18 protein-coding genes are annotated in these 25,425 nt (G+C 63.2%); 12 read left to right on the top strand and 6 right to left on the bottom strand.

Annotated features, from left to right (window positions below; all coding sequences use genetic code 11):
- Window positions 1-172 precede the first annotated feature (172 nt).
- Window positions 173-2,122 (bottom strand): hypothetical protein, encoded by a 1,950-nt coding sequence (locus BUA69_RS03030; RefSeq protein WP_143154389.1) that lies wholly within the window; start codon window positions 2,120-2,122, stop codon window positions 173-175.
- 119 nt (window positions 2,123-2,241) lie between these two features.
- A complete protein-coding gene (locus tag BUA69_RS20885; RefSeq protein WP_052950692.1) occupies window positions 2,242-3,159 on the bottom strand; it encodes a hypothetical protein in 918 nt (305 codons plus the stop codon).
- A 636-nt stretch (window positions 3,160-3,795) separates the two neighbouring features.
- On the opposite strand from BUA69_RS20885, the gene BUA69_RS03020 reads away from it, so the two are divergent.
- The 9 genes from BUA69_RS03020 (at window position 3,796) to BUA69_RS02980 (ending at window position 13,730) form a co-directional block, all read left to right on the top strand.
- Window positions 3,796-4,569 carry a helix-turn-helix transcriptional regulator gene (locus tag BUA69_RS03020; RefSeq protein WP_160300148.1) on the top strand — a complete coding sequence of 258 codons (774 nt, stop codon included), beginning with the start codon at window positions 3,796-3,798 and terminating at the stop codon, window positions 4,567-4,569.
- 4 nt (window positions 4,570-4,573) lie between these two features.
- Window positions 4,574-5,056, top strand: a complete 483-nt coding sequence (locus BUA69_RS03015) for a hypothetical protein (RefSeq protein WP_046136353.1) — start codon at window positions 4,574-4,576, stop codon at window positions 5,054-5,056.
- A 117-nt stretch (window positions 5,057-5,173) separates the two neighbouring features.
- The gene (locus BUA69_RS03010) at window positions 5,174-6,565 is read left to right on the top strand and encodes a GNAT family N-acetyltransferase (protein ID WP_052950693.1); all 1,392 of its coding nucleotides are present in this window, start codon (window positions 5,174-5,176) and stop codon (window positions 6,563-6,565) included.
- Between the two features lie 174 nt (window positions 6,566-6,739).
- Complete coding sequence (locus BUA69_RS03005) at window positions 6,740-7,684, top strand: alpha/beta hydrolase (protein ID WP_143154387.1); 945 nt, start codon at window positions 6,740-6,742, stop codon at window positions 7,682-7,684.
- A gap of 5 nt (window positions 7,685-7,689) precedes the next feature.
- Window positions 7,690-10,134: a DNA ligase D gene (gene ligD, locus BUA69_RS03000; protein WP_046136354.1), complete on the top strand. Its 2,445-nt coding sequence runs from the start codon at window positions 7,690-7,692 to the stop codon at window positions 10,132-10,134.
- Between the two features lie 21 nt (window positions 10,135-10,155).
- The gene (gene ku / locus BUA69_RS02995) at window positions 10,156-11,052 is read left to right on the top strand and encodes a non-homologous end joining protein Ku (RefSeq protein ID WP_046136355.1); all 897 of its coding nucleotides are present in this window, start codon (window positions 10,156-10,158) and stop codon (window positions 11,050-11,052) included.
- A gap of 6 nt (window positions 11,053-11,058) precedes the next feature.
- Window positions 11,059-12,141, top strand: a complete 1,083-nt coding sequence (locus tag BUA69_RS02990; protein ID WP_046136356.1) for a tetratricopeptide repeat protein — start codon at window positions 11,059-11,061, stop codon at window positions 12,139-12,141.
- Window positions 12,142-12,783 (top strand): alpha/beta hydrolase family protein, encoded by a 642-nt coding sequence (locus BUA69_RS02985; protein ID WP_046136357.1) that lies wholly within the window; start codon window positions 12,142-12,144, stop codon window positions 12,781-12,783.
- Between the two features lie 173 nt (window positions 12,784-12,956).
- Window positions 12,957-13,730, top strand: a complete 774-nt coding sequence (locus BUA69_RS02980; RefSeq protein ID WP_046136358.1) for an exodeoxyribonuclease III — start codon at window positions 12,957-12,959, stop codon at window positions 13,728-13,730.
- Here BUA69_RS02980 and BUA69_RS02975 read toward each other — a convergent pair.
- The 4 genes from BUA69_RS02975 to BUA69_RS02960 all read right to left on the bottom strand — a co-directional run bounded on the left by BUA69_RS02975 (window position 13,720) and on the right by BUA69_RS02960 (window position 22,568).
- The gene (locus BUA69_RS02975; RefSeq protein ID WP_046136359.1) at window positions 13,720-14,472 is read right to left on the bottom strand and encodes an RES family NAD+ phosphorylase; all 753 of its coding nucleotides are present in this window, start codon (window positions 14,470-14,472) and stop codon (window positions 13,720-13,722) included. The genes BUA69_RS02980 and BUA69_RS02975 overlap by 11 nt on opposite strands.
- On the bottom strand, window positions 14,432-14,815 hold the full coding sequence (locus BUA69_RS02970) for an MbcA/ParS/Xre antitoxin family protein (RefSeq protein WP_046136360.1): 384 nt from the start codon (window positions 14,813-14,815) through the stop codon (window positions 14,432-14,434). Before BUA69_RS02970 ends, BUA69_RS02975 begins: the two co-directional genes overlap by 41 nt.
- A gap of 122 nt (window positions 14,816-14,937) precedes the next feature.
- Complete coding sequence (gene pbpC / locus BUA69_RS02965; protein WP_082093925.1) at window positions 14,938-17,070, bottom strand: penicillin-binding protein 1C; 2,133 nt, start codon at window positions 17,068-17,070, stop codon at window positions 14,938-14,940.
- Window positions 17,067-22,568: an alpha-2-macroglobulin family protein gene (locus BUA69_RS02960; protein ID WP_046136361.1), complete on the bottom strand. Its 5,502-nt coding sequence runs from the start codon at window positions 22,566-22,568 to the stop codon at window positions 17,067-17,069. The genes pbpC and BUA69_RS02960 overlap by 4 nt, the downstream gene beginning before the upstream one ends.
- A 289-nt stretch (window positions 22,569-22,857) precedes the next feature.
- On the opposite strand from BUA69_RS02960, the gene BUA69_RS02955 reads away from it, so the two are divergent.
- The 3 genes from BUA69_RS02955 to BUA69_RS02945 all read left to right on the top strand — a co-directional run bounded on the left by BUA69_RS02955 (window position 22,858) and on the right by BUA69_RS02945 (window position 25,337).
- Window positions 22,858-23,103, top strand: coding sequence for a hypothetical protein (locus BUA69_RS02955; RefSeq protein WP_046136362.1), 246 nt, complete (start codon window positions 22,858-22,860; stop codon window positions 23,101-23,103).
- 95 nt (window positions 23,104-23,198) lie between these two features.
- Window positions 23,199-23,411, top strand: a complete 213-nt coding sequence (locus BUA69_RS02950; RefSeq protein ID WP_046136363.1) for a hypothetical protein — start codon at window positions 23,199-23,201, stop codon at window positions 23,409-23,411.
- A gap of 159 nt (window positions 23,412-23,570) precedes the next feature.
- On the top strand, window positions 23,571-25,337 hold the full coding sequence (locus tag BUA69_RS02945; RefSeq protein WP_046136476.1) for an SLC13 family permease: 1,767 nt from the start codon (window positions 23,571-23,573) through the stop codon (window positions 25,335-25,337).
- Window positions 25,338-25,425: the final 88 nt, after the last annotated feature.

Genomic DNA, 25,425 nt, shown 5'->3' with positions numbered 1-25,425 from the left:
GCTGCACTGGCATGCCGGCCAATGATTTCAGCACCGTGGTGGCCGCCTCGATCTGATGCATCAGATTGTCGGCTTCGTCATGGGCCCGTTGCGAGCCTGCCGCAGGAACCGGAACACCGGTCATTGCAGTTGTGTCGTCCAGATCAAACCGGCGCATATTTTCCCCCATCGCCTAAGCAAGAACCGATTGCATCACGTCGAGCGTTGGACTGTCGGCGTGCGGCGTCACGGTCTGGTCGTCGTCACAAGTGTCGTGAGTGTCATTGTCACCAAGAAAGGCCACCGCTTCATTGGCGAGGGCTTCAGGATTATTGGAGCTGAGATCGGTGTAATCACCCAGGATTTCGGCCTGGATCAGGATGGCATCGGAGTAGACATCGCCGCCGACATAGGCGACGTCGCCCATGGTATCGACGTCGACAATGGCCGCGATATTGAGCAGGGCATTGGAGCCGGTGCTGATGTCCCAATCGCTGGTCGAGGGATCAAGCAGCGCCGCTTCGGCAGTGGCGACATGGTCGGCATCACCCAGGACATTGACCTGCTTGATGTAGTGCAGATCGTAGACATCGCCGGTGATGATCAGCACCGAGAGCCCCTCGATACCGGCAAAACCGGCGTCGTCGCCAAAGCCGGCGGGCATCTGGTAATTGCCATGGCCGAAATTGGCCATGGCCTCCAGATAGTGTGCCGGCAGGCCTTCGATCCAGTTCTGGGCGCCGATATTGGCGATGGTGGCGGAATTGTAGAGCAGGTTGCCGTGGCTGCCGCCCCCTGCCCCGCCGCCCATGCCGGTATCGTCATCGAGCAGCACATTGGTCTGCAGGATCACGTTGGCGTCGTACAGATTGCCCCCGACCAGGATCAGGTCGTAATAGGACCCCAGATCCTCGAAGGAGACGATGTTCTGGGCAAAATTGGCGCCGGTAGTGAGCACCGTGTTGGCGCCGGTCTGCGACAGGACGTGGATGTCGTGGTCGTATGCGAAGGTGACCTGGGTGATCCACTGCATGAATATGGCGTTGCCGTCGATGACGCTGAGTTGCCAAGAAGCGGGCATGACATCGCTGTCGGGGTCGATGCCCCTGACGTCGGCGTCCGGCGTGCTGGCGAGAAAGTTGGCGACATTGTAGGCAGCTGACTGGGTGCGGGTCGGATCGACCAGGTCAGTCAGGCCACTGTCATTGTCGCTGATGGCATTGACCTGGATGACGGCATCGATGCTGTGGACATTGCCGGCCACCGCGACGACGCCCCCCATCAGCCCGGTATTGGTGAGGATGGCCGAGTTGCTGAGCAGGTTGGCGCCGGCCTGGACGGTCAGCGAGCCCTCAGGGGCCGCGGTGATTTCCTTGGTGGCGTGGGAGACTACGGGCACGTCATCGATGACTTTTTCGTCGAACACGGCGGGCAAGAGGTCATCGAGCCCGGGAGCCTCATCGACCGCGACGCCGTTGACGTAGATGCCCTGGATGGACGCACCCGAGGCGACGACATGAGCTCCGTCATTGGCAAGTGTCTGGATCGCCCCCGCAGCGTCGTCGAAGAAGTCCGGGATGGCGGCAACATTGTGCGGCATATCGAGCTGGGTCAGTTCGGCGCCAACACTGAGGGCGCTGATCACCAGTTGGTCCAGCCGCGCGGCGAGTGTGGGATCCAGCTCTGGTGCAATGCCGTCGCCCAGAACCACCACGTCATTGTCATGCAGGAGAATTTGCTGCTGGGCGACCAGAATGACCTGGCCCGGTCCGGGATAGAAGTGGCCGGCGTCGTGGCTGACGGGCCCGTGGGACACACGGACGCCACCATCAAACCAGAAGTCATGCGGCACGCGCCAGACCGGGACATCAATGGGTTCGGGCCAGCGCATTTCGAGGGGCGCGTGGCCCTGTGGATGCCAGAACCTGGGGGCATGATCGACGCCCGGCTCGTGATGCGCCACCGCCACGAACTGGAAGTTGTGCAACCTGATATTGACCAGATCGCCCGCTGGCTCGTCGGCGCGGTGGCGAAAGGCAAACTCGGCATAGTCCAGCCGTTGGCGCATCTCCTCGACCCGGACATCGAAATGGCCGATAAAGTGCGCGATGATTTCCTCAGCTCGATTACTGAACATTAGCATGGCGATAACCCCCAGCCGTTCGGGTGCCGGGCAACAGTATGCCCGGGGCAATTAGGCCTGCGCGGTGTGATCGCGCAGGCCCTTCCTAGCGTAGCGGTGCGGAAAGAACCGCGGGGAGGTCAGGCCTCGGAGTCGTCCCCACCGGCGCTGGCATAGTTGCTGTCGCCACCGACGATGCTGACATCAACAGCGTTCTGCTGCAGATTGGCACCCACCACGATTTCCTGGGAGAAGGCGTTCGAGGTGATCGACGCTGCTGCACTCGCTGCTGCCGATGCGGCGATGTCGTCACCGGCTTCCACGCTCCAGCCACCGCTCGGATCGTCATGGTGGTTGCCACCGCGGGCGAAGTCATAGCCGTCACTGCCACCGCCTGCACCAAGCCCGATGCCGTCGCCGGCTGTGGCAGCGCCGCCAGTCGCGGTCCAGTTCAGATTGTAAGTGCCGCTGTTGTCCATGCTGATGTTGTCGACGCTGTCATTGTCGACAAGATCGGCGATCTGGTTGATGGCGAAGGCGGAGTTGTGGTCGCCCGAGCCGAAGGCATCATTGAAGATGTCCTGGAAGTTCACGTCATCACCAGGGTTGAAGTCGATATCGCCGTCCTTGGTGATCAGCATGTTGTCGAAATCGACATCCTTCATATCCAGATCGACGAAGTCGTCATCGGTCGGCTCGTAGCCATCGAGGTCGAGGTCAACGTCGACATTCACATCAACGTCAACGTCGGTCGCATTGACGTTTTCGTTGTAGTTCAGGTTGCCATTGGCGTTCAGATTGCCATTGAGGTTGCCGTTCAGATTGCCATTGCCATTGAGATTTTCGTTCTCACTGGACTGCCACTGACCCTGGCCTTGCCCCTGGTCTTGATCCTGATCTTGCTTCTGGTCCTGATCCTGATCTTGATCCTGCTTCTGGTCCTGATCCTGGGCCTGCAGCTCGGCCTGGGCCTGCAGCTGTGCCTGGAGTTCGGCCTGGGCCTGAGCCTGGTCCTGAGGATCATAGTAGTTGTTCTGGTTGTGACGATTGCGAGACATAGTGACGTCCTCCGCGCTGGAGCGGCAGGCAAGACCCCACTCATTTCCAAGGGGCTATATGCCAATCCGCCAGACAGTTACCGGCAGCGGTAGTGTACCGACGCGTGATCCCCGCTCGGAAAACGGACCGAGTGGCTGCACGCTGGGAATACTGACCTTGCCGTGGGCGATGATGGGGGACCGATCACTGTCGCCAACTGGCGGCTTGGATCGAAAGCCCGGCGCTGCACCCGTCTGGCACCGCGTCATCCCGAGGCCCACCCGAGACAGTTGTGATCCTGCTGATGTTTGACCAGACGATAAAGACGCCAATTCGAGCTAGGCCAGTCAAGGGTCTCAATTCACTCAAGAATCGACGATTTCATCGGCCCTAGTAGTCCCCGCCCCATGCCGCTGGCATCAACGAAACCGGGGCCCGTCCGGCGACTCACACCCCGATGACTCAGGGGAGCTAATCCGGCAGTGATTCACCTAATCAGAAGTGTTAAGTTCCGTGGCGGCCTAAATTGATGTAGTTAATACTTAGTGAGAAACCCAGTTACGTTATCCTCGCTCGCCACTCGCAGCTGAATCACCATTTGGGGGCAGATGAGAATGGGCTATCCTGGAGATAATCCGACCATCACAAGCGATCTTGTGGGTGGCGCAATCGACGACGGTGCCGCCCGCAGAATTCTGTTCGTCGCCGAGTCAAACGCCATGTTCCAGGGCCTGGTTCATGCAACCCGGCAAAGCCTGCCGGGATATGTTCCCACGATCACCCAAAGCCTGCCGGCGGACGGCCGCGATATCGCGCTGGTCCTGATTTATGGCGAGGCATTCAGCAATCTGCTGCCAACCCTGATCGCAGCGCGCGAGCGCTACGCCAATGCCGCCGTAGTTCTGCTGGTGGACAAGGCGACAGACCCGATCCCCGACCTTGATCGCATTCTCAACGAGCGCCTGGTGCAAGGCATTCTGACGCTCAACCAATCCTTCAAGATCTGGATCGCAGCGCTGTGGCTTCTGCTCAACGGCGGGGAGTATTTGCCGGCTGCTTTGGTCCGGCGCAATTTCCGCTGGGCCGCACCAAGCGAGACTGGCGGCCCGGAGGAGCGACGCGAGACGGTCTCGCCCGAGCTGATGGAGGCGGTTACCGAGGTGGCCGACGACCTGACCCGGCGCGAGCATGAGGTGCTGAACTACCTTTCCGAGGGGTGCCAGAACAAGATCATCGCAGCGCGGATGAGCCTGTCGGAACATACCGTCAAGGTTCACGTTCACAACATCATTCGCAAGCTACGGGTCCATAACCGAACCCAGGCAGCCAATAGCTACCTGACCGATGCCGGACGGCGGCGCCCCAAAGCCCCGGCGCGTGCAGCCCTGCCGCCTGTGAGCACCCGAGGGGCGCCGGAAGACCAAGGTTAGCGCCATGCCGGCCATGCAGGAAGTTTTGCAGCTTGTCGGACGGCTCAACTATGTATGGACCAATACCGAAAGCCTGTTCATCTACCTGATTGCCCATCTCATGGGGACGAGCAAGGAAGCGGCGATCGTTGTCTTTCTGACGCTGAACACCACCCGGGCGCGGCTCGACCTGATCGAGCGGCTGGCGAAATTGCCCAGTACCAATGCCGACGACCGCAGCAAGGTCCTTGGCTTTGCCAAGCGGCTGGGGCGCGAGGCCCGTCTACGCAACAAGTACAATCACTGCATCTATTCGTTTGATGCAGCCGGCAGCGTTGCCTCGACCCAATTGATGCGGATTGCCGACATCAATGACGACCTGCGCTACGGCAAGACCGAGGCGCTGGACGATGCCGAGATGGCGCGGATCGAGGAAACCATCCATGCCATCGGAGCGGTGAACAAGGACATCTGGAGCTTCCTGCATCTGCATCACATTCAGGCGTGACCCACCCAAAAGAGCTATCCAATTAAACCGCTCAGTTTATTTTCGCTGCGATCACAGGGTGTTAGCGTTAGTCCTAGCACGGGGTGACTTGAGGCGAGTTGAGTCATGGGGCAACACATGCGCGTTGATCTCATCGATACCGCAGAGGGCTTTGCTGCATTGCGTGAGCAATGGGACGCGGTTTATGCCGCTGACAGCTTCGCTCGCTACTTCCTTTCCCACCGATTTCTGAGCGGCTGGCTGCCAACGCTGGGCACGCAATGGCTGGTGCTGGCGGCGCGCGGCGACCGGCGAAAGGATCCCTATCAAGCTTTCTTTCCGCTGCGGCTTGGCTCGGTACGGCGGCCGGATGGACACTATGTCAACGAGGTGTTCATGGCGGGCAATTACAGCGTCGACTATACCGGCATGCTCACCGAACCCACAGTGGAGCGCTCAGCGGTGTCGGCCTTTGCCGCGCGGCTGAAACAGATGCATTGGTGGGAAATCAATCTCGACTATGTGCCGGCGGGGGATCGGCGCTATCACGACCTGGCGGCGCATTTTCCGCGCGCGGTTTTCGGCATTGAGACCGAGGAACGCGTGAACAAGCGCGATGGGGTCAATAACCTGGTTTGTCCCTGGGCGCGATTGCCCAACAGCTGGGACAGTTATCTCGACCAGCTCAGCGCCAATACCCGGCAGAAATTGCGGCGGCTGCTGCGGGCCTTCGAGGCCGATCCCGAAATGGACATCATCTTTCCGAGCGCCGAGAGTTTCGACGGCGACATGGAGCGGCTGTCATTTTTATGGGCCAGCAAATGGGCAGCCCGCAAGGGCGAAGCACGGACACGGACCCTTTTGAAAGGCAGCGCCGCGTTGCTGCGCGAGAGTTTCAGTATCGGCGACCTGTTTATGCCGATGCTGCGCCGGAATGGTCGCATGGTGGTGGGATTGGCAAGCTTTCTCGACCGGCAAAAGAAGGCTGCACATTTCTATATGACTGGCCGCGACGAGACCTATGAGGGCGCATCGCCCGGCCTGTTGCTGCACGCCTGGTCGATCCGCCACCTGATCGACCAGGGCTTTGTCAGCTACGATTTCATGCGCGGGGACGAGCCCTATAAATGGCTGTTCGCCGGGGAACAGCTGGACCTCCAATGCCTTCGCATCGCCACGCGGTCACAGAAAAATCTGGGGGAACGGCTGGACCTGCGGAGTCTGCCCGTGGTGGTGGAAGGGGCCACGGCGCTGCATCGCAAGGGCAGAGTCCTGCAGGCAGCGACCGCCTATAAGCAGGTGCTGGCGATCGAGCCGGACAATGTCAACGCGCTCTATCGCTATGGCCAATTGCTGGAAGACAATGGCGACTATACCGGAGCAGGCAGACTGTACCGCCGGCTGCTGACCAATCATCCCGGATCAAAGAAGGCCTGGCTGCGCCTTTCCAATTGCCTTGCCCATCTCGGCCATCTGACGGCGGCAAGCGACGCCAGCCGGCGCGGTGGCGTCGGCGCCAGTATCCACTAAGGCTCAGGGCAATGCCACATCGGCACCGTTGCGCCGGCGTCGGAAGCGGCATGTCACCACCGCCATAATTTTAGAACCAGGGGCTGTCCGCCGCATCGGGCAGCCGCTTTGCCATGACTGGACGTTTGTCGCCAAACCGGGAACACTAGGATGGCAGTGCAAGGAGGTGCGGTCATGCAGGATATTCTGGGCGCTGACTGGGTATCGCGGACAATCGAATTGGCGCCGGACGCGGAAGGCGCGGTGGTGGCGACGCTGGTGGAGCGGGCCGAGCGGTCCAAGGCAACGCGCGCCGTGCTCTATGTGCATGGCTTTGTCGATTACTTCTTCCAGACGCACATGGCGGAACAGTGGGAGCAGCAGGGATATGCGTTCTATGCCCTGGACCTGCGCAAGTATGGCCGTTCGCTGCTGGACCACCAGACCCCAAATTACACCTCCGATCTCAGCGTTTATGGCGAGGAGCTGGACGCGGCTGCGCGGATCATCCGCGAGGACTATGGCCATGGCGTGCTGGTGGTGATGGGGCATTCAACGGGCGGACTGATTACGAGCCTCTGGAGCCACGACCGGCGCGAGGCGGGGATCATCGATGCGCTGGTGCTGAACAGTCCGTGGTTCGATCTCAATGGGACCTATTTCGAGCGGACGCTGGGCACCTGGATGATCGACAAGTTCGGCGCTGTCTCGGCGCGCACGCCCGTCAGCACGCTGGGCGAGCATTATGGGCGGAGCCTCCACAAGAGCACCGGCGGCAACTGGGATTATGACCTGAGGCTCAAGCCGCTCAAGGGGTTCCCGGTACTGGCGGGCTGGGTGCGTGCGGTGCGGCGGGGGCATGCGCGTCTGCATGCGGGGCTTGATATTGCCTGCCCCGTGATGGTTTGTGCCTCGACCGAGAGCGGGCCGCATACGCGCTGGCATGACAAGCTGGACCGCACCGACAGCGTGCTCAATGTCGAGCATATCGCCGAGCGCGCCGTGGGGCTGGGCAATCTGGTGACGGTGGCGCGGATACAGGACGGCATCCATGATCTGGCGCTGTCGCCGGAGCCGGCGCGGCAGCGGTTTTTTGACGAAGTGTTCCGCTGGGTTGGCACCTATGTGCCCGAGGCGTAAGCCGCATGACGCCCAAGCTCGATACCTATCGCGCCAAGCGAGACTTTACCAAGACCGCGGAGCCCGCGGGTGGCGAGGCGATCGAAGCGGGCAATCGGTTCGTGGTGCACAAGCATTCGGCCACGGCCGACCATTATGACCTGCGGCTGGAAATCGGCGGGGTGTTGAAAAGCTGGGCGGTGCCCAAGGGGCCATCGCTGGACCCGGCCGAGAAGCGCTTTGCCGTCGAGACCGAGGACCATCCGCTCGACTATATCGACTTCGAGGGCGTGATCCCGGCGGGAGAATATGGCGGCGGGCCAATGATCGTCTGGGACAAAGGCGTGTGGGCGCCGATGGACGATGTGGACAAGAGCCTGCGCAAGGGCGCGTTCAAATTCCGGCTGGCGGGCGAAAAGCTCAATGGCGGCTGGATGCTGGCGCGGCTCAAGATGCGGCCGGGTGAGGACAAGCAGGGCTGGCTGCTGATCAAGGAACATGACCTGGCGGTCGATACCGAGAACGACATTCTGGTGACGCGGCCGGAGAGTGTCAAAAGCGGGCGGCGGATCGAGGAACTGGTCGCGGTGGTCAAGCCGGCGCGGGTGGCGCGGATTGTGCCGGGCAAGCTGGCGGGCGCCGTGGCGGCACCGATGCCGGAGCGGCTGGCACCGCAATTGGCGAGCCCGGCAGCAAAGGCGCCGGATGGGGGCGACTGGCTGCACGAGATCAAGTTCGATGGCTATCGGACCATGGCGCATGTGCAGGACGGGGCGGTGAAGCTGATCACCCGCAGCGGGCTGGACTGGACGCATCGCTTCGGCACGCTGCCCAAGGCATTTGCCCCCCTGCCCTGCAAGGGCGCGGTGATCGACGGGGAAATCGTGGTGCTCGACGACAAGGGCATCAGCCGGTTTGCGGCGCTGCAGGATGCGCTGGCCAATGGCGCAGGCAACAGCCTGGTGTTTTATGCGTTCGACCTGGTGCATCTGGATGGCTGGGACCTGACCAAGGTGGCGCTGGAAAAGCGCAAGCAGCTGCTGGCGCAGCTGCTGGGCGGGCATGTAAGCGGCACATCGGCAATCCAGCTCAGCGACCATGTGGCGGGGAGCGGGAGCGAGCTTTATGAGCGGGCCTCGGAGCTGGGGCTGGAGGGCATTGTCTCCAAGCGTGCCTCGGCGCCGTATCAATCGGGACGATCGACCACCTGGACCAAGACCAAGGCGCTCAAGGTCGATGACTTTGTGATTGCTGGCTTCACCACCTCGCAGGCAGCCGAAGGGCTGGCAGCGCTGGCGCTGGGCGAGTGGGTGGATGGCGAACTGCACTATCGCGGCAAGGTGGGGACCGGGTTTGATGCGGCGACGCTGGTGAGCCTGTTACGCCGGCTGGAAGCGCTGGAGGATGGCGCGGTGCCGCTCGATGGCGCGCCGAAGGATATTCGCTGGGTGCGGCCGATGCTGTCGGCGCGGATCCATTATGCCAACCGCACCGCCGACAATGCGCTGCGCCACGCGGTGTTCAAGGGGTTGCGCGAGGCGGCTCTCTCGACGCCGACAACGGGGCCACGCAAACGGCTGATTTCGGATGCGGATCTCGCGACGATCTGGGTAACCAATCCGACGCGGCGGCTGTTTGGCAAATCGGGGCCGACCAAGCTGGATATCGCGGTCTATTACGCGGCGGTCGGCGACTACATGCTGCCGCATCTGTTCGGGCGGCCGGTCTCGCTGGTGCGCTGCCCGACGGGAAAGCCAGCCGACTGCTTCTTCCAGCGCCACGCCTTTACCGGCATGCCACCAACTATCGAGGCATTCGAAACCAAGAATTCGGATGATGAAACCAAGACTTACCTGACCGTGGCGGATGCGCGCGGATTTCTGGCGCTGGCGCAATTTGGGGTGGTCGAATTCCATACCTGGGGCACGCATAAGAGCCATCTCGACAAGCCGGACCGCATCGTCTTTGACCTCGATCCCGGCGAGGGCATCGGCTGGCGCGAGGTGGTGGAAGCGGCCGTGCATATTCGGGGGCAGCTGGAGGATGACGGGCTGGTGCCGTTTGTGAAAACCTCGGGTGGGCGGGGGCTCCATATCGTGGTGCCGATCAAGCCCAAGCTGGGTTGGAAGCAGGTGCATCAGACGACAAGCGCCATTGCCAACCAGATTGCGGCGGCCGCGCCCGAGACCTTTACCGCGACCATGGGCAAGGACAATCGCAAGCGGCGCATCTTCATCGACTTTCACCGCAATGCGCGCAGCGCCACGGCAGCAGCGCCCTATTCGCTGCGGGCGCGCACCAACCTGCCGGCCTCGACGCCAGTTGATTGGCGAGACCTCGAGTCCATCGACGCCCCCGAGGATTTGAACTATTCTTCCCTTCCCGGACTATTAACTACATCAGGCGATCCCTGGGCCGAGATTAACGAGTCCGCGCGGGATTTGCCGGCAAAATTGCGGTCGAAGACTTAGTGTGTCGCGTAGGAGAAGACGATGGCGCCAAGGGCAAGTTGGAAGGGTTATCTGAAGCTGAGTTTGGTGAGCTGCCCGGTGCGGCTTTACCCGGCGAGCAGTTCGAGTGAACGCATCACGTTCAACCAGCTGCACAAGGATACCCATAACCGGATCAACATGAAGCCGGTGGACCCTGAACTGGGCCTCGTCGAACGCAGCGACCTCGTCAAAGGCTATGAATACGAGGACAAGCAATACGTCATCATCGATGAGACTGACCTCGAAAGCGTGCGCATCGAGTCCAATCACACGATGAATATCGAGGCGTTTGTCGACGAGGATGAAGTCGACCAGATCTATCTCGATGCCCCCTATTACATGGCGCCGGACGGGGCGATGGCGGAGGAAACCTTTGCCGTGCTGCGCGAGGCGATGCGCAAATCGGGCAAGGTGGCGATCGCCCGGCTGGTGCTATCGAGCCGCGAGCGGGTGGTGACCATCGGGGCGCGCGAGAACGGCATGTTCGTCTGCACGCTGCGCAATCCTAACGAGGTGCGCGGCACGGCTGAATATTTCAACACCATCCCCAAGGGTGAGCCAGACCCCGAAATGCTGGAGCTGGCGGAAAAGCTGATCGAGCAGAAGGTGACCCATTTCGATCCCAAGAATTATGAGGATCGCTATGAGGCGGCGCTGATGCAGATGATCCGCGAGAAGCTCAAGGGGCACAATCCGATCATTGCAGCGGCACCGGAGCGCGGCAATGTCATCAACCTGATGGACGCCCTCAAGGCGAGCCTGGGCCAGGCCAAGCCGCCCGCCAAGAGCAAATCCAAGGCGGATGCGCCGGCCAAGACCTCGGTGGACAAGGCAGCGCTGGCAGCGGCGGTGGAAGCCTCCAAGCCAGCCAAGACGGCGACCAAGAAGAAGGCCTAATCCGACATGCCGATCCGAGGCGCGACATTTGGCATCGTGGGGGCGCTGGCCGCGTTCCCGCGGCGGCTGGCGGCGCGCGAAGTTGCCCGCCTGAACGGCGTATTGCGGCGCGGGGTGACGCGCAAGACCACCCATGTGGTGTTTGGGCGGATCCTGCTGGAAAAATCAACCGCTGCGGAGATCGAGGCGCGCTATGACGCGGTGATGACGGCGGCGCAGCGAGCGCTGAGCGAGGCGGGATTTCTGCGCTTGTTGGAACTGGCGCGCGGGCCCGTGGCCTCGGCGATTTCGGCACAGGCGCTGCGCGAGCAATCGCGGCTATCGGAACGAGACCTGGCGCTACTGTCGCTGTTCGATGCGTTTGAGCATGATGGCGAGCCCTATTCGTTTCGCGATGTGATCCTGGCGCGCAAATATGCGGGGCTGATCGCTGGCGGCGCGGGCTGGCATGCCATCGCCCGTTCGGCGCACCGGACCGGGGAAGTCACCTCGCTGACGGCTCTGTCGCTGCATGTCGAGGATGGCGAAACGATCTATGTGCGCAGTGGCGATCTGCTGCATGAGCTGGATGGGCAGACGCTGCTGCCACTGGGCGATAGCGACGACGCGGAGCTGGAAGAGCTGTTCGGCGCGGCTGAAATGGCCGAAGCGGAGCATGATTTTGCGCTGGCCAGCGCGCTCTATCGCCGGTGCCTGTCGATTGATCCCAGCGACTCGGTGGCGGCGTTCAACCTGGCCAATGTGCTCAAGGCCGAGGGCAAGGTCGACGAGGCCAGCCATGCCTATGCCATTGCCATCAAGCAGGACCCCGATTTTGTCGAGGCGTGGTTCAACTTCGCCGACCTGCTGCGTGGGCAGGACCGGAGCGATGCGGCACGCAAGCATCTGCTCAAGGCGGTGGCGATCGACCCCGACTATGCCGACGCGGTCTATAATCTGGGTGCGCTGGAATATGACCTGGGCAATCTGGCGGCGGCGCGGCGCTGGTGGGTGCGTTATCTGGAGCTGGACGCCAGCTCGGACTGGGCCAAGACAGCGGCGCGGGGTATTCAGTTTGTCGATCTGCACAAGACCAAGAGCGCCAGCTAGATGAGCACCATGTTTCTGTTTGACGGGCCGGAGGACGCCGAGGCGACGATCCTGTTGGCGCATGGCGCAGGGGCGCCGATGGACTCCGCCGCGATGAACGCGGTGGCCAAGGCGCTGGCGGATGTACGGCTGCGAGTGGCACGTTTCGAGTTTGGCTATATGGCCGCGCGCCGGACGGATGCGGGGCGCAAGCCACCGCCGCGGGCCGAGACGCTGATCCCGGAATATCGCGCCGCAGTGGCGGCATTGGGGGCCAAGGGGCCGCTGATCATTGGCGGCAAATCCATGGGTGGGCGGGTGGCCAGCATGGTGGCCGATGAATTGCATGCTGCTGGGGCGATCAAGGGATTGTTGTGCCTGGGCTATCCGTTTCATCCACCTGGCAAGCCGGAGCAATTGCGCACCAAGCATCTGGTGGGTTTGCAGACGCCAGCGCTGATCTGCCAGGGCACGCGGGATGAATTCGGGACGCGCGACGAAGTGCCGAACTATGCGCTGTCGGAGCGGATCGAGCTGTTCTGGTTGGAAGATGGCGACCATGACCTCAAACCTCGTAAGACGATTTCTGGGTTTAGCGCGGCGGATCATTTGAAGGCGGTGGGGGATAGGGCTGCGGCTTGGGTGGAGCGGGTGGTCAGGTAGGTTTTTGGGGATTGCGGGTGCTGGAACCGCAGCACCCCCACCCCGGCCGTCCCCTCAAGGTGGAGGGGCGAAGAAGCCGAGGCATCTGTTCCGGGAAGAATGGACCACCCGGACGCGCCGGGTGGTGACGCGGTGGCAAGACCGTGGCTCGGCGACGGCAGGATTGCACAGGCATGAAGATCGCCACCTTCAATATCAACGGGATCAATCGGCGGTTGGGGAATCTGCTGGCATGGCTGGCACAGGCGCGGCCGGATGTGGTGTGTCTGCAGGAGTTGAAGGCGACGGATCGGCAGTTTCCGCGCAGTGCGCTTGCAGCGGCGGGATATGGAGCGGTGTTTCGGGGGGAATCGGCGTGGAACGGGGTGGCGATCCTGGCGCGGGGCGTCGATCCGATCCTGACGCGCGATGCGCTGCCGGGCGATCCCGAGGATAGCCAGGCGCGCTATATCGAGGCGGCGGTCAACGGGCTCATAGTGGCCTCGCTCTATGCCCCCAATGGCAATCCGCAGCCGGGGCCGAAGTTTGACTACAAGCTGGCCTGGGGCGAGCGGCTGATCGGCCATGCTGCGGAGCTGCTGGAGACCGGGCTGCCGGTGGTGCTGGCCGGGGACTACAATATCGTGCCGGAAGCGCGCGATATCTATCAGACCACATCCTATGCCAAGAACGCGCTGGTGCAGCCGCAGAGCCGGGCGCAGTACCGGTCTTTGCTGGAGCAAGGATGGAGCGACGCCCTGCGCAAGCGCCATCCCGAGGCGGTGATCTATACGTTCTGGGACTATATGCGGAACCGCTGGGACCGGGACGCCGGTTTGCGGCTCGACCACTTGTTGCTGAGCAAGCAGCTGGCGCCGAAGCTGACGGATGCCGGGGTCGACAAGGCGGTGCGCGGTGCGGAGGGCGCGAGCGACCACGCGCCGGCCTGGATCACGCTCAAGGATTGAGGCGCGGATCGGCGAGGAAGGCTTCGCGCGGGAACTCGATGCCGAGGGCGGGGAACTCGCAGATGGCCTGGGCGCCACGCGCACCGATGCGGATGCGCCAGGTCTGGCGATCGCGCGGGGCCGAACCGGCGAAAGCCCGGCAGGTGAGGAGCGCCAGGTTGGCCCCCTGCCCGGGATCGCGCACCGAGAGAAAGCGGATCAACTGCAAATCGGCGTCACGGGCGGCTTCGGCGAGGCGCTGGCAAGCTTCGTAATCGGTCAGATGGGTCCAGTGAGCGGCGTCGCGGATGAGCGGCTCGGCGGTGAGATCGAGAGCGGCGGTGGTCGTCGCATCGGCGGAAAAGGCGGTGTATTCGGCAGCGCCATCGGGGAAAGGGGTGGCGGGCGACTCGGCGAAGAACAAGAAGCGGTAGAAGACAATTTCGGCGGCGGCAGTTTCGGGACGCTCGGAGGCGTAGAACACGCCCGGCGTCAGCCCGGCGCGACGGAAGCGCGAGCCGTGGGGGTATGGCGCGCCATAGCGGAACGGGGTTGCCAGCAGATAATCGAGATGCCGGCATTCTACGGGAATGCGCGGCTTGGTGGTTTCGAGAATGTCCTCGAGCAAAGCCTGTTCGGCGAGGCTATCGACGAGCTTGAGCGTCGAGACGCGATGCTGCGCCTCGACCATGCGCCAGGCGCGGCCGCGATAGGGCCGCGCCTCAGACGAGAGCGCGGCGGGCGTCCAGATAGGCCATGACATCGGTGAGCCCCGTAATGGTGCGGATTTTCTCGGCAGGCACACCGTCGAGGGCGATATTGGGATTGCTCATCCAGGCGCGGGCGACACTTTCGTCGCCGCCGGCAATGGCATCGAGCGAGCGAAACACCCGCACCAGCAGCACGGCGAGTTCAAAGGGCTTGCTGCCGCTTTCGAGGGCGTAGTCACCCGACTTCATCCGCGACACAGTCGGCTCGCTGACGCCGATGACCTGGCTCAGGGCGCGCGCCGTCAGCCCCAGGCGGGCGGCAGTGCGCAGAACGGCTTTGGTGATGACCGGCCCGCTGGCAATCCGATCGGCGGGATTTTCATCATGGCGCAGCATGGGCACCTCACTTTCCACGGAGAATATAGTGCACCATAATTTCCTTGGAAAGATGACAAATTGAAGATCGCGGGAGGCACTCAGGCACTGCCGGGATCGAGTCGACCGCCAAACGATTGGCATCAATCAATAAAAACTGTGACCATGTCCGAACGTCCTTCGGCATCGAGGACGGAGAGGGTGACGTAGCCTGGGCCATCAGGCGTCCAGCTGTTCTGGCGGGCAAAGGCGGAGCGGGCGAAGGGCGCGCCATTGGCGAAGAAGGTGAAGGGTGGCACGCCATTGCGCACCTTGACCATGAGCGGTCGCTCGGAACCGCCAGCAGCGCCGAGATCGACATCGACGCCGTCGGCCGGGAAGGCAATTTCGGGGGCGGCATCGCGGGCAACCATCTGCAGGTCAGGGTGGCGGAAGCGGCGGAGCGGACTGGGCAGCTGGGAATTGGAGGCAACAATGGCGCCTGCAGGCGCGGGGCGGAGCCGGACGGTTGGCGCGCCCAGGCGGTCAAAGCTCTCGAACAGGATGGGGGCCGCGGCGACAATGCCGGAAATGCCCGGAACCGGCACGCCATCGGGACGGCCAACCCAGACGCCGATGACGGTCTTGCCGTCATAGCCAATGGCCCAGGCGTCGCGATAGCCATAGGAGGTGCCGGTCTTGTAGGCGATGCGGCCGGGTGAGCCATTGAGCGGCGGCGGCACATCGGCCAGTATATCGGAGACATACCAGGCGGCCACCGGATCGAGCACCGGCGCGACTTCGCCCATGGCTGGCGAGCGGACGGAGACGCCATCGTTGAGCCGGACGGGCGAGCCGCCACGGGCAATGGCGGTGTAGATCGAGACCAGATCGCGCAGCGTGACGCCGACGCCGCCCAGCCCGATGGCCAAACCCGGCGCGGTATTGCCCGGCAGCTTAGGATCGACATTGGCGCGCTTGAGCCGCGACATCAGCCGGGCCGTCCCCACCGCATCAAGCACGATGACGACGGGAACATTGAGCGACTCGGTGAGAGCCTGGCGGATGGTGACGGTGCCGCGGTTATAGCCGTCAAAATTGACCGGCACATAGCCGTTAAAGGCCGTCGGGCGATCCTCGATCAGGCTTTCGGGATGGGCGAGGCCGAGCTCGAAGCCAAGCCCATAGATCAGCGGCTTGAGCGTCGAGCCCGGCGAGCGGACGGCATTGGTCATATCGACAAAGCCATCGCTTTGCCGGGCGAAGAGACCGGCGGAGCCGACCGAGGCGAGGATATTGCCGGTGGCCTGATCGGCGACGACGATAGCGACCGACAAGTGCGGGCCAAGCTGGCGGGCGCGCGAGGCGCCGAGACGTTCGAGGGCCGACTGGATCTGGCGATCGACGGTTAGCGCGATGCGGCGCGCATTGGGCTGGGCGGTGATGGCCGACTGCGCCAGATGGGCTGCCAGCATGGGGAACTGGTGGCGCGCCGTGGGGATCGGCTCGCGCCTGGCGCCATCGGCCTCGTCGGCGGTGATGACACCCTTGGCCACCATGCGATCGAGCACCTTGTTGCGGCCAGCCAGGGCCGCGGCGGGATCGCGATCTGGGCGGCGGGCTTCGGGCGATTGCGGCAAGGCAACCAGCAGCGCGGCTTCGGCCGAAGTCAGGCGCGTCGGCTCCTTGCCGAAATAGGCGAGGCTGGCGGCACGGATGCCCTCGATATTGCCGCCATAGGGGGCGAGCGTCAGATAGAGGGTGAGGATGTCTTCCTTGGTCAGGCGATGCTCCAGCACATCGGCATGGACCATCTGGCGCACCTTGCCCCAGAGATTGCGGGTGGGCTGCTGGTCGACCAGCCGCGCCACCTGCATGGTGAGGGTTGAGCCGCCCGAGACAATGCGGCCGGCGCCGACATATTGGCCAGCAGCACGCAGCATGGCGGACCATTCGATGCCGCCATGGCGCTCGAAATTCTGGTCCTCATAGGCAATCAGCATGTCGATGAAGCGGCGGTCTACCTCGTCGACGGTAACCGGCAGGCGCCAACGACCATCGCTGGTGGTGAAGGGGCGCAGCAGCAGGCCGGCGCGATCCACCACCGCAGTGGAGACGGGGAGCGTAGCGATATCGGGGGTCGCAGGGAGCGTTGTGGCGATCTCATCGACGATGGAACGCACATAGAATACGCCACCGGCAGTCAGCGCGGCGGCGGCCACCAGGCCAATAGCGGCCCACCGCGCCAGACGGCGCGATGGACGGAATCTGGGCTCAACCGGTGCGGCCGAAATCATGGGCCGGCTGTGCTGATCTCGATGCTGCCGGCAGCAGTATTACCGCGCAGTTCGGGGCGATACATGTCTTCAACCGTCGCACCCGGCAGCGAGAAGGCTCCGGGGGTAACCGCGCGGACCAGATAGGCGGTACTGAAGCTGGTCACATCGGACCAGTAGCGGAATGCCGCGACATACTGATCGGTGCGGGCTTCGGTGTGCACTGGCGTATCGACGCTGAGCCAGGACAGGTCGGATACCCCTGCCCCAGCGGACAGATCGGGATTTTCGATCTCGAAGCCGGCCGGAAGTGGATCAGCGACGATGTACTGGCCGGAGCCGAGCATGTCCGGATACATGGTCAGCACCACTACGAAGCGGTCGTTCTGGCTGGCAGTGGCAAGATCGCGTCCCAGCTCGATGCCATCGGGGGTGAAGTAGGTGCGGGTGATCAGGAACCCGTTTCTGCTGGCCGGCGGCGGCACGATCGGGATCGCCGTCACCGAGACCCTGGCTTCGGTGGCCTCGGCACCATTGTTGACGATGCTGACAGCAGCGCCGTCGAAGTGTTCCTGATCGTAGCGGTCATAGACCGAACCGGTCAGCTCGACGCCATCGACGCTCACCGAGCCATCGGCGGTGTCGCGGGCGATTGCGGAAGCGGCAACCAGGGTCCACGCGTCTTCCTGGGTGGACGTGTAGGTGGCGATATCGCGCAGCTTGGCGAGGCGGGTGGTCAGAGCGGCGATATCGACGCTGGTCGGCGCAAACTCGGCCGCCAGGGCCAGCAAGGCTGCGGTATCGCGCAACTGGCTGCCATAGTCGGTGCGGAAGCGGTTGCGCTGCTCGGGCGTCCGGAGCGCCTCCACTGCCGCGTCAAAGGCCGTCGCGGAGCGGGTGGTATCGCCGTAAAGCGCCAGGGCCGCACCAAGCTGGGCCTTGGCCAGGGGTGAGCCGAAGGCATCGAGGCGCGCCTCGAGATAGTAGCGCAGATCGCCGATGGCGGCGCGACCGGCGCGGGCAAGGTTGTAGAGCGCATAGGCAATGTCTTCACCGCCATTGCTGAAATCGGAGGCGTAGGAGACCTGGTTGCCCAGATTGTCCAGCGCCATGCTCATGGCCTGTTCCGGCACAATGTAGCCGGCAATCTGAGCGCGCAGCAGGAAGTCGGTAACGTAGGAATCCAGCCACAGATCGCTGCCGCTGAAGGGGCCCCAGAGGCCAAAGCCGCCGCTGGACGTCTGCTTGGACAGCAGTGTGACGATGGCTTCGCGGATGCGCAGATCGAGTTCGGCATCGGTGCCCAGGCCAAGCATCTGCGCCACTTCATTGAAATAGAGCAGCGGCAGGACGCGGCTGGTGACCTGCTCGGCGCAACCATAGGGGTAGCGATCGAGCTGGAGCAGCAGGCCGGGGATATCGAGGCGGGCGACCGGACCGATAGCCATGGTGAGGCTGCCGGTGTGGGGCACCATGCCATTAAAGAAGCTGGCATCGAGCGTGACGGTTTCGCCGGGCTCCATCGGCAGCAGCGTGCTGCTGGTCAGAGGAGCGCTGGTGGCGCGGACGCCCAGCGTCAGGTTCTTGATCAGTGGCTTACCCGTTGGCGGGGTGATGGTCACGCTCAATTGTTGGTCGCCGATAGCGATGCCGGTCAGGTCAAGATTGAGCGCGGTACGGGCGCCCTCGGCCAGCTCGACTGTGGTTTCGGCGGCGCCGGTGGCGAGGCCTGTACCGGGGGACAGCGCGATCTTATAGGCGCCGGCAGAGCCGGAGACATTGTTGACCTCGACCAGGAGGCGCGACACGTCATCGAGCCGCAGGAAGCGCGGCGGGCTGAGCGTGACGACGACCGGATCGCGGACGATCACATCGGCCTGGGCATGGCCCACGGCGTCAGCAGTCCAGGCCATGGCCATGAGGCGCACTGTGCCGGCAAAGTCGGGCATGTCGAAGCTGACCGTGGCATTGCCATCGGCATCGACCTCGACAATCCCCGAATGCAGGGCGACCAGCACCGAAGTGGGCGGAGGCGTGCCGAGACGGGCTGCGCCACCATCACCGCCCGAGCGCATGGCGCCGGGCATGCCCTGGGTCGGATCGATCAGCTGGCCATAGAGATCACGGAATGCCATGCCGAGCTGGCGCTGACCAAAGAACCAGCCATCGGGATCGGGGGTCTTGAAGTTGGTGAGGTTGAGAATGCCCAGATCGACGGCAGCAATACCGACATAGGCCTTTTGGCCGGCAGCGACATTGCCCAGCTTGACGGTGGTGGTGAAGGCCTGGCGCGGCAGCGATACGGCGGGCGCATCGATGGTCACGTCGAGCTGGCGATCGCCCGGCTCCACATCGGCGAAAGCAAGGCCCAGAGCGCGGGCGGGCATGCGCTTTTCGGCGGCGCTGGAGGGACGATAGAGCACGGCGGTGACATAGGCGCCAGGGCCCCAGTCATCGGTGACTTCGAGGGGGATCGTGGTGCCTTCAGCGGGAACCGGCACGGCGATCATGTCGATGATGCGATCATCGACCACCATGACCAGCGCGGTGCCGGCAAATTGTGGATCGAGGCGCAGATTGGCGGTTTCGCCGATGCGGTAGGCGGGCTTGTCGAGCGCAACCTGCAGCGTATCGGGCGTGTCGGAGCCGGCATCGGCGTAATAATAGCCAGCATAGAATTCATAGCTGCTGGAGGTGGCGTCGCGGCCGGTGCTCTCGATTTCGAGCTGGTAGCGGCCCCAACGAACGGCGGCACCGACCTGCACGGGCGCATCGGCGAGCGTATCGACACTGCCATTGGCGACTGCGCGGGTGGTGGTGATGGCTTCCCACTTCCAGGTGCTGCTGTCGCGATACCACTGATAACTGGTTTCGATGCGCGACAGGGTCCAGTTCAGACCCGACTTGGCGATAGTTTCCCCGGTGGGCGCCACGGCGATGATATCGAAGCTGGCTTCGCTGCCTTCGGCCAGACCATCGCCCCGCTCAAAACGTGGCTTGATGCCAATGCGGTCGGTCTGGGCCAGGACAGGACGAACCAGGCTGCGCTCAACTGGACGGCCATTGGTATCGACCAGACGCAGGATGATCTGCGCTTCCAGCGGACGGGTTGTGGACTGTGGTTCCGGCAGGGTGAGTTCGGCAGTGAGGTTGCCTGTCGCATCGGTGGTGCCGATGACGCCAAGAGGCTCGCGGCTGGTTTCGATGGTGTCGTCGACCCGCCCGAAGGTGTAGCCCGGAAAATCAGCCAGACCATTGACCGGACGGATAACGGCATCAACCTCAACCGCAAGGTCCGGCGCGGTGGCGCCATAGAGGTATTTGGCCGCGATGGTGATTGGGGTCACCTCGCCGATGGGCATGGGCTCATCGGGGGCACTGACTTCAAAGGCGAGGCGTTCGGGTTCAAAGTCCTCGACGAGGAAAGCCACGCTGGCAAGCGGCTCGGCCTTGGGATCGGCAAACAGCCGGATGGCCCAGGAGCCGCGCATGGCGCCCTCTACCATGGGCAGGGCGGCGAAATAGCCGCCAGCGCCGGCATCGCTCAACACTTCGCGGGTGGCGATAACGCCATCGGGGCGTTCGACTTCCAGAGTCAGGGGCAGATCGGCGACGGCATTGGCGTGACTGTCGCGCAGGAGCGCGGTCAGGAACACGGTCTCACCCGGGCGGTAGACGCCACGTTCGGTGGTGGCGAACAGGTCGAGCGGGCCCGGGGACGGACGGCCTTCCACGCCCCTGTCGGTCAGATCGAAGGCGGGCTTGGAGACATTGAGGAAGGCATAATCGCCCTGGCTGGTTTCGGCCACCAGCAGCTGCGGCGCACGCCCACCGGCGCCACGGGCCAGGCCCGGAGCGAAATCGGCGCGGCCTTCGGCATCGGTGATGGCTTCGCCCAGGATCTCATTATTGACCGCAACCAGGCGCACCTTCGCATTGGCCACCGGTTCGGCACTGCCCAGGGCGCGTACAAAGGCGTGGACACCATCGCTGCCCGAAATGGTGGTCAGGCCGAGATCGGTGACGATGAACCACTGGGTGGCGGTTTCGGCCCAATAATCCTCCTCCGCGCCAGCAACGCGAGCGGTGACGACGTAGGCGCCCGGCTCGACGCCGCTCAGCACATCGGCCACGGGAATGGCGGTGACGGACATGGCATTGGGCGAGCTCTGGGCCAGATCGACCTGACCGTTCCAGATTTCCTCGCCATATTGATTGGCCACGTCGGAGGCGGAATAGCCGGTCAGGTTGCCCTGGAAAATGCCATTGCGGACGGCGGCCGCAATCGAGCGATCGCCAATGCGGTAGATGATGACATCTGCCGTTTCGGCATTGACCGAGGTGATCGGCAGGCCGCCACCGAGGCCGGCGGGCAGCACATAGGCATTGTTGGCGAAGCCGACAAAAGGCGAGCGATCAGGCACATAGACGTTCAGGGTCACATCCTTGCGCAGACTCTCGCCATCAGCGGACGGCAGGCCGGCGCGCAGCTTGATATTGTAGCGGCGACCATGCTCGACGCCCTGCAGACAGATCTGGCGCTGTTCGGTTTCGACGGCGAGCTGCGCCGCGCCTTCGACGCTGACATAGCTGGACAGATCAGTGCTGCCAGAGGGCAGCGGATCGGAGAAGACGACGCAAATGCGGGGGGCGGCGGCTTCGGCATCGACCTCGTTGGAGGTCACGCGGAAGCCATGCTCGGCCACGACCCTGTCGAGACGTTCCTGCAGGGCCATATCCCCGGCCAGGGCCAGGCTGGCGCGATAAGTGGCGATAGACTCCCGCCACTTCTGGCGATGTTCGAGGCCGCGCGCCAAGGCACTGAGGGCATCCGCCCGTTCCTGTTCAGAGTTGGACAACAGAAAGGCATTCATCGCGGCGGAGGTGCCGATAATGCCAAGATCATAGCTGTTGTCGCCCTCGGACTGGCCTTCGACGAGATCGGCCTGGTTCAGCGCAACATTGGCCAGCGACAACCAGACAGCCGGGTCATTGTCGACGATTGCCAGAGCCTGACGATAGGACAGCATGGCGAGGGAGGGATTGCCCTGGCCGGCGGCGGTATCGGCCGCGGCAACCAGATCGGCATAGGCCGCGCCGGGCGGGGGCGCGTCGGTGGTGGGCAGTTCGCGGGCAAAGCGCCGGGCGGAATCGATCAGGTCTGCGGCGGGAAAAGGCAATTCGGACTGACGGGCGGCAGCGGTCACCTCGGGCGCGTCCGCGTGGGTTACGCGACCGGAAAGGGCGGCTGCGAACGGGGTTTGTTCGCCGACATCGCCCTTCAGGAAGCACCAGCTGGACTTCTGATTGAAGGTGAAAGCACGGCAGATGCGATCATCCATGCAGGCGGCCTGGCAGGCCTCAGCGGTGGTACCCTTGAGGATAGAATAATCGAAGCCCGGCAGATCCATGCCTGGCAACAGCGTCACCTGGTCCTGCGCCGATACCCCGCCAGACGCACCCAGCGTCATCAAGAGCGCAGCACAAAGTCCCATCGCCGACCGAAACATCTGCCGCATACCAGCCCCCTGCAAACCCATTTCCCGCACCATAGGAGCGCAACACATTGCGGTAAAGGTGCGGCAGCAAACAGAAAACCTGCGATTGACGTCACTTCGAGGGGAGATGTCATTGTTAAATGCGACCGCCCACAGACCGGCTAGGTTCAATGGCGGCATCGTGGACACATGCTGCACACTGGGCCCAGGCGGTTCCGGCCGCTTGGGTCGATTTTTTCCGGAGCCCCGGGCGTACCGATCTTGACGGCGACTGGCCCGACACCGACAATTCGATGGGAGGATAGGCGACGTGTATCCAGAATCCGAAGTCCACGACATTCGTATTACCCAGGGCGGCGCATCCTATAAGGCCACTTTCTTCGTCGAACACGGCATCATCAATGCCAATATCGCCGGCCGCATCATCACTGCGCCCCTGGGCGACCGGCCTGCGGAAGTATCGGTCTCCGAATTATTGGCGGGCTATATCCACCAGCAGACGCGGCGTGCGCGGACCGGCCGTCGCTGGGCGGACGTCCTGGCCAAGCCGAAATGAATGGGCAAAACGGGTTTTGATAAAATTGCCCGTGTCAGCTTAACCGAAGGCATTCCTGCCCCGAATAAAATGGCGCGATTGCTGAAAGGTGAGCGATGCTAAAACAACTGGTGCCCGATCCCTTATACGAGCACGTGCGAGATCACCTTGAACAGGCCCTCGCCATCGTGCCGCTGGATCCCAAGACCGATGAATTGCGCGCATCTATCGGCGAGGCCGTTGATACGGCGATTGAACTCGCCTATCGCCGCCGCGAACGTCACGGGCGGCGGGCGGCGCTTTATGTCATCAGCAGCGAGCACCATTGAGGCAATGCGGTGATCGCGTGACAAGCGAACCGAACATTCATAAACCTGATCCCCGTACGTAGCGACAGTGGCCAATTCAGATTGGCTGCGCAATTATCGATGGTGCCCTGCGCCCAATTCGATCCCGGCGCGTTTGTACTGTCGGCACCGGGGATTTCTATGACGACACCGCAAATTCTGGCCTTTGGCATTATCGCAGCGATGATGGTTGCCTTCGTCCTGGGGCGCTGGCGCTATGATGTCGTTGCCGTGGGCGCGTTGCTGGCGGCGGTGACCGTCGGGGTCGTCAAGCCCACAGAGGCCTTCAAGGGGTTTTCCGATGACATCGTCATCATCGTGGGCAGCGCGCTGGTGGTCAGTGCAGCGGTGGCGCGTACGGGGATCATGGAAATGGCGGTGCGGCGCTTTGCGCCCAATATCAGCACGCCACGGGCGCAATTAATTCTGCTGGTGCTGACCGTCACGGTGCTGTCGGCCTTCATCAAGAATATCGGCGCCCTGGCAATCATGATGCCGATTGCCTTCCAGATGGCTCGGAAATCGGGGGTGTCGCCCTCCTTGTTCCTCATGCCGATGTCGTTCGGCTCGCTGCTGGGCGGGTTGATGACCCAGATCGGCACCTCGCCCAACATCATCGTATCGCGGGTGCGTCAGGATCTGACCGGCGTGCCGTTCACGATGTTCGACTTCACCCCGGTGGGTGCAGCGCTGGCGCTGGTCGGGCTGGTTTTTCTGGCCTTTTGCTACAAGCTGCTGCCAGCACGCACGCGCGATACCAGCTCGATGGACCAAGCCATCGAGATCAAGAACTACACCACAGAAGCCCATGTGCCCGCCCAATCGTCCGCTGTCGGCATGACCATCGGCGAACTGCAGCGGCTGGGCGGCGGGGCCGCAATGATCATCGGCATCATCGGGGAATCCGGTGCGCGCCGGAAGCCCTTGCCGGATTCGATCATCAAGGAAGGCGATGTGCTGCTGCTGGAAGGCGCCCCCGAAGCGCTCGACACCATGGTGGCCCAGGGCAAGCTGACATTCTCCAAGCGCCGCGACACCAAAGCGACGTCGGACAATACCGGCATTGTCGAAGCCGTCGTCACCAAGACATCGGACCTGATCGGGCGCAGTGCGCAGGAATTGAGCCTGTTCGACCGGACCGGGCTGAACCTGCTTGCGGTCAGCCGACGCGACAAGCGGTTTACGGAACGACTCGGGCAAATCCGGTTCCAGAATGGCGACGTCATCGTGCTGCAGGGCGACCTCAAGGAATTGCCCGACCTGCTGCGGCGGTGGAACTGCCTGCCGCTGGTGGAGCGCGGCCTGAAGCTGGGAAGCGTCCGCAATGGGCTGGTGCCGCTGCTGATCCTGGCGGCTGCCATGGCGACCACCGCGCTCGGCCTGATACCGGTGGCGATTGCCTTTTTCGCCGCGGCGGTGCTGATGGTGGTCAGCCGCGCCCTGCCCTTGCGTGAGGTCTATTCACATCTCGATGCACCGATCCTGATCATGCTGGCGGCGCTGATCCCGATCAGCGACTCGCTGCGTACCACAGGCGGCACCGACGTGATTTCCAGCTGGCTGTCGCAAGCGGCGAGTGTATTGCCCGCCTATGGTGCGCTGGCGCTGATCATGGTAGCGGCGATGGCCGTGACGCCCTTCCTCAACAATGCCGCGACAGTGCTGGTCATGGCGCCAATTGCCGCGACCTTTGCCACCGACCTCGGGTTCCAGCCGGAGGCGTTCCTGATGGCCGTGGCCATCGGCGCGGGCTCGGACTTCCTCACCCCCATAGGTCACCAGTGCAATACGCTGGTGATGGGCCCGGGCGGTTACCGGTTCGGGGATTACTGGCGGTTGGGACTGCCGCTCTCAATCCTGGTGGTGCTGGTTGCGGTTCCGATGCTGCTGCTGGTCTGGGCGCTTTAGCGCCCTTTGCCGATGGGGATGGACCCAACGGAACTGCTGGTGCACTGGCATATCGCCTCGGCCCGCACGGGCGTGCAGGCCACATTTC

The sequence above is a fragment of the Devosia limi DSM 17137 genome, from assembly GCF_900128975.1.
GTDB lineage: Bacteria > Pseudomonadota > Alphaproteobacteria > Rhizobiales > Devosiaceae > Devosia > Devosia limi.
Note: the sequence above shows the minus strand (reverse complement) of the source record. Positions and strands in the feature narration are given on the sequence as shown.

Bases quoted from the DNA above. Each gene is read 5' to 3' on its own strand.
- BUA69_RS03030 (WP_143154389.1), bottom strand. From the start codon at position 2,122: ATGCTAATGTTCAGTAATCGAGCTGAGGAAATCATCGCGCACTTTATC.
- BUA69_RS20885 (WP_052950692.1), bottom strand. From the start codon at position 3,159: ATGTCTCGCAATCGTCACAACCAGAACAACTACTATGATCCTCAGGAC.
- BUA69_RS03015 (WP_046136353.1), top strand. From the start codon at position 4,574: ATGCCGGCCATGCAGGAAGTTTTGCAGCTTGTCGGACGGCTCAACTAT.
- BUA69_RS03010 (WP_052950693.1), top strand. From the start codon at position 5,174: ATGCGCGTTGATCTCATCGATACCGCAGAGGGCTTTGCTGCATTGCGT.
- BUA69_RS03005 (WP_143154387.1), top strand. From the start codon at position 6,740: ATGCAGGATATTCTGGGCGCTGACTGGGTATCGCGGACAATCGAATTG.
- ligD (WP_046136354.1), top strand. From the start codon at position 7,690: ATGACGCCCAAGCTCGATACCTATCGCGCCAAGCGAGACTTTACCAAG.
- ku (WP_046136355.1), top strand. From the start codon at position 10,156: ATGGCGCCAAGGGCAAGTTGGAAGGGTTATCTGAAGCTGAGTTTGGTG.
- BUA69_RS02990 (WP_046136356.1), top strand. From the start codon at position 11,059: ATGCCGATCCGAGGCGCGACATTTGGCATCGTGGGGGCGCTGGCCGCG.
- BUA69_RS02985 (WP_046136357.1), top strand. From the start codon at position 12,142: ATGAGCACCATGTTTCTGTTTGACGGGCCGGAGGACGCCGAGGCGACG.
- BUA69_RS02980 (WP_046136358.1), top strand. From the start codon at position 12,957: ATGAAGATCGCCACCTTCAATATCAACGGGATCAATCGGCGGTTGGGG.
- BUA69_RS02975 (WP_046136359.1), bottom strand. From the start codon at position 14,472: ATGTCATGGCCTATCTGGACGCCCGCCGCGCTCTCGTCTGAGGCGCGG.
- BUA69_RS02970 (WP_046136360.1), bottom strand. From the start codon at position 14,815: ATGCTGCGCCATGATGAAAATCCCGCCGATCGGATTGCCAGCGGGCCG.
- pbpC (WP_082093925.1), bottom strand. From the start codon at position 17,070: ATGATTTCGGCCGCACCGGTTGAGCCCAGATTCCGTCCATCGCGCCGT.
- BUA69_RS02960 (WP_046136361.1), bottom strand. From the start codon at position 22,568: ATGCGGCAGATGTTTCGGTCGGCGATGGGACTTTGTGCTGCGCTCTTG.
- BUA69_RS02950 (WP_046136363.1), top strand. From the start codon at position 23,199: ATGCTAAAACAACTGGTGCCCGATCCCTTATACGAGCACGTGCGAGAT.
- BUA69_RS02945 (WP_046136476.1), top strand. From the start codon at position 23,571: ATGACGACACCGCAAATTCTGGCCTTTGGCATTATCGCAGCGATGATG.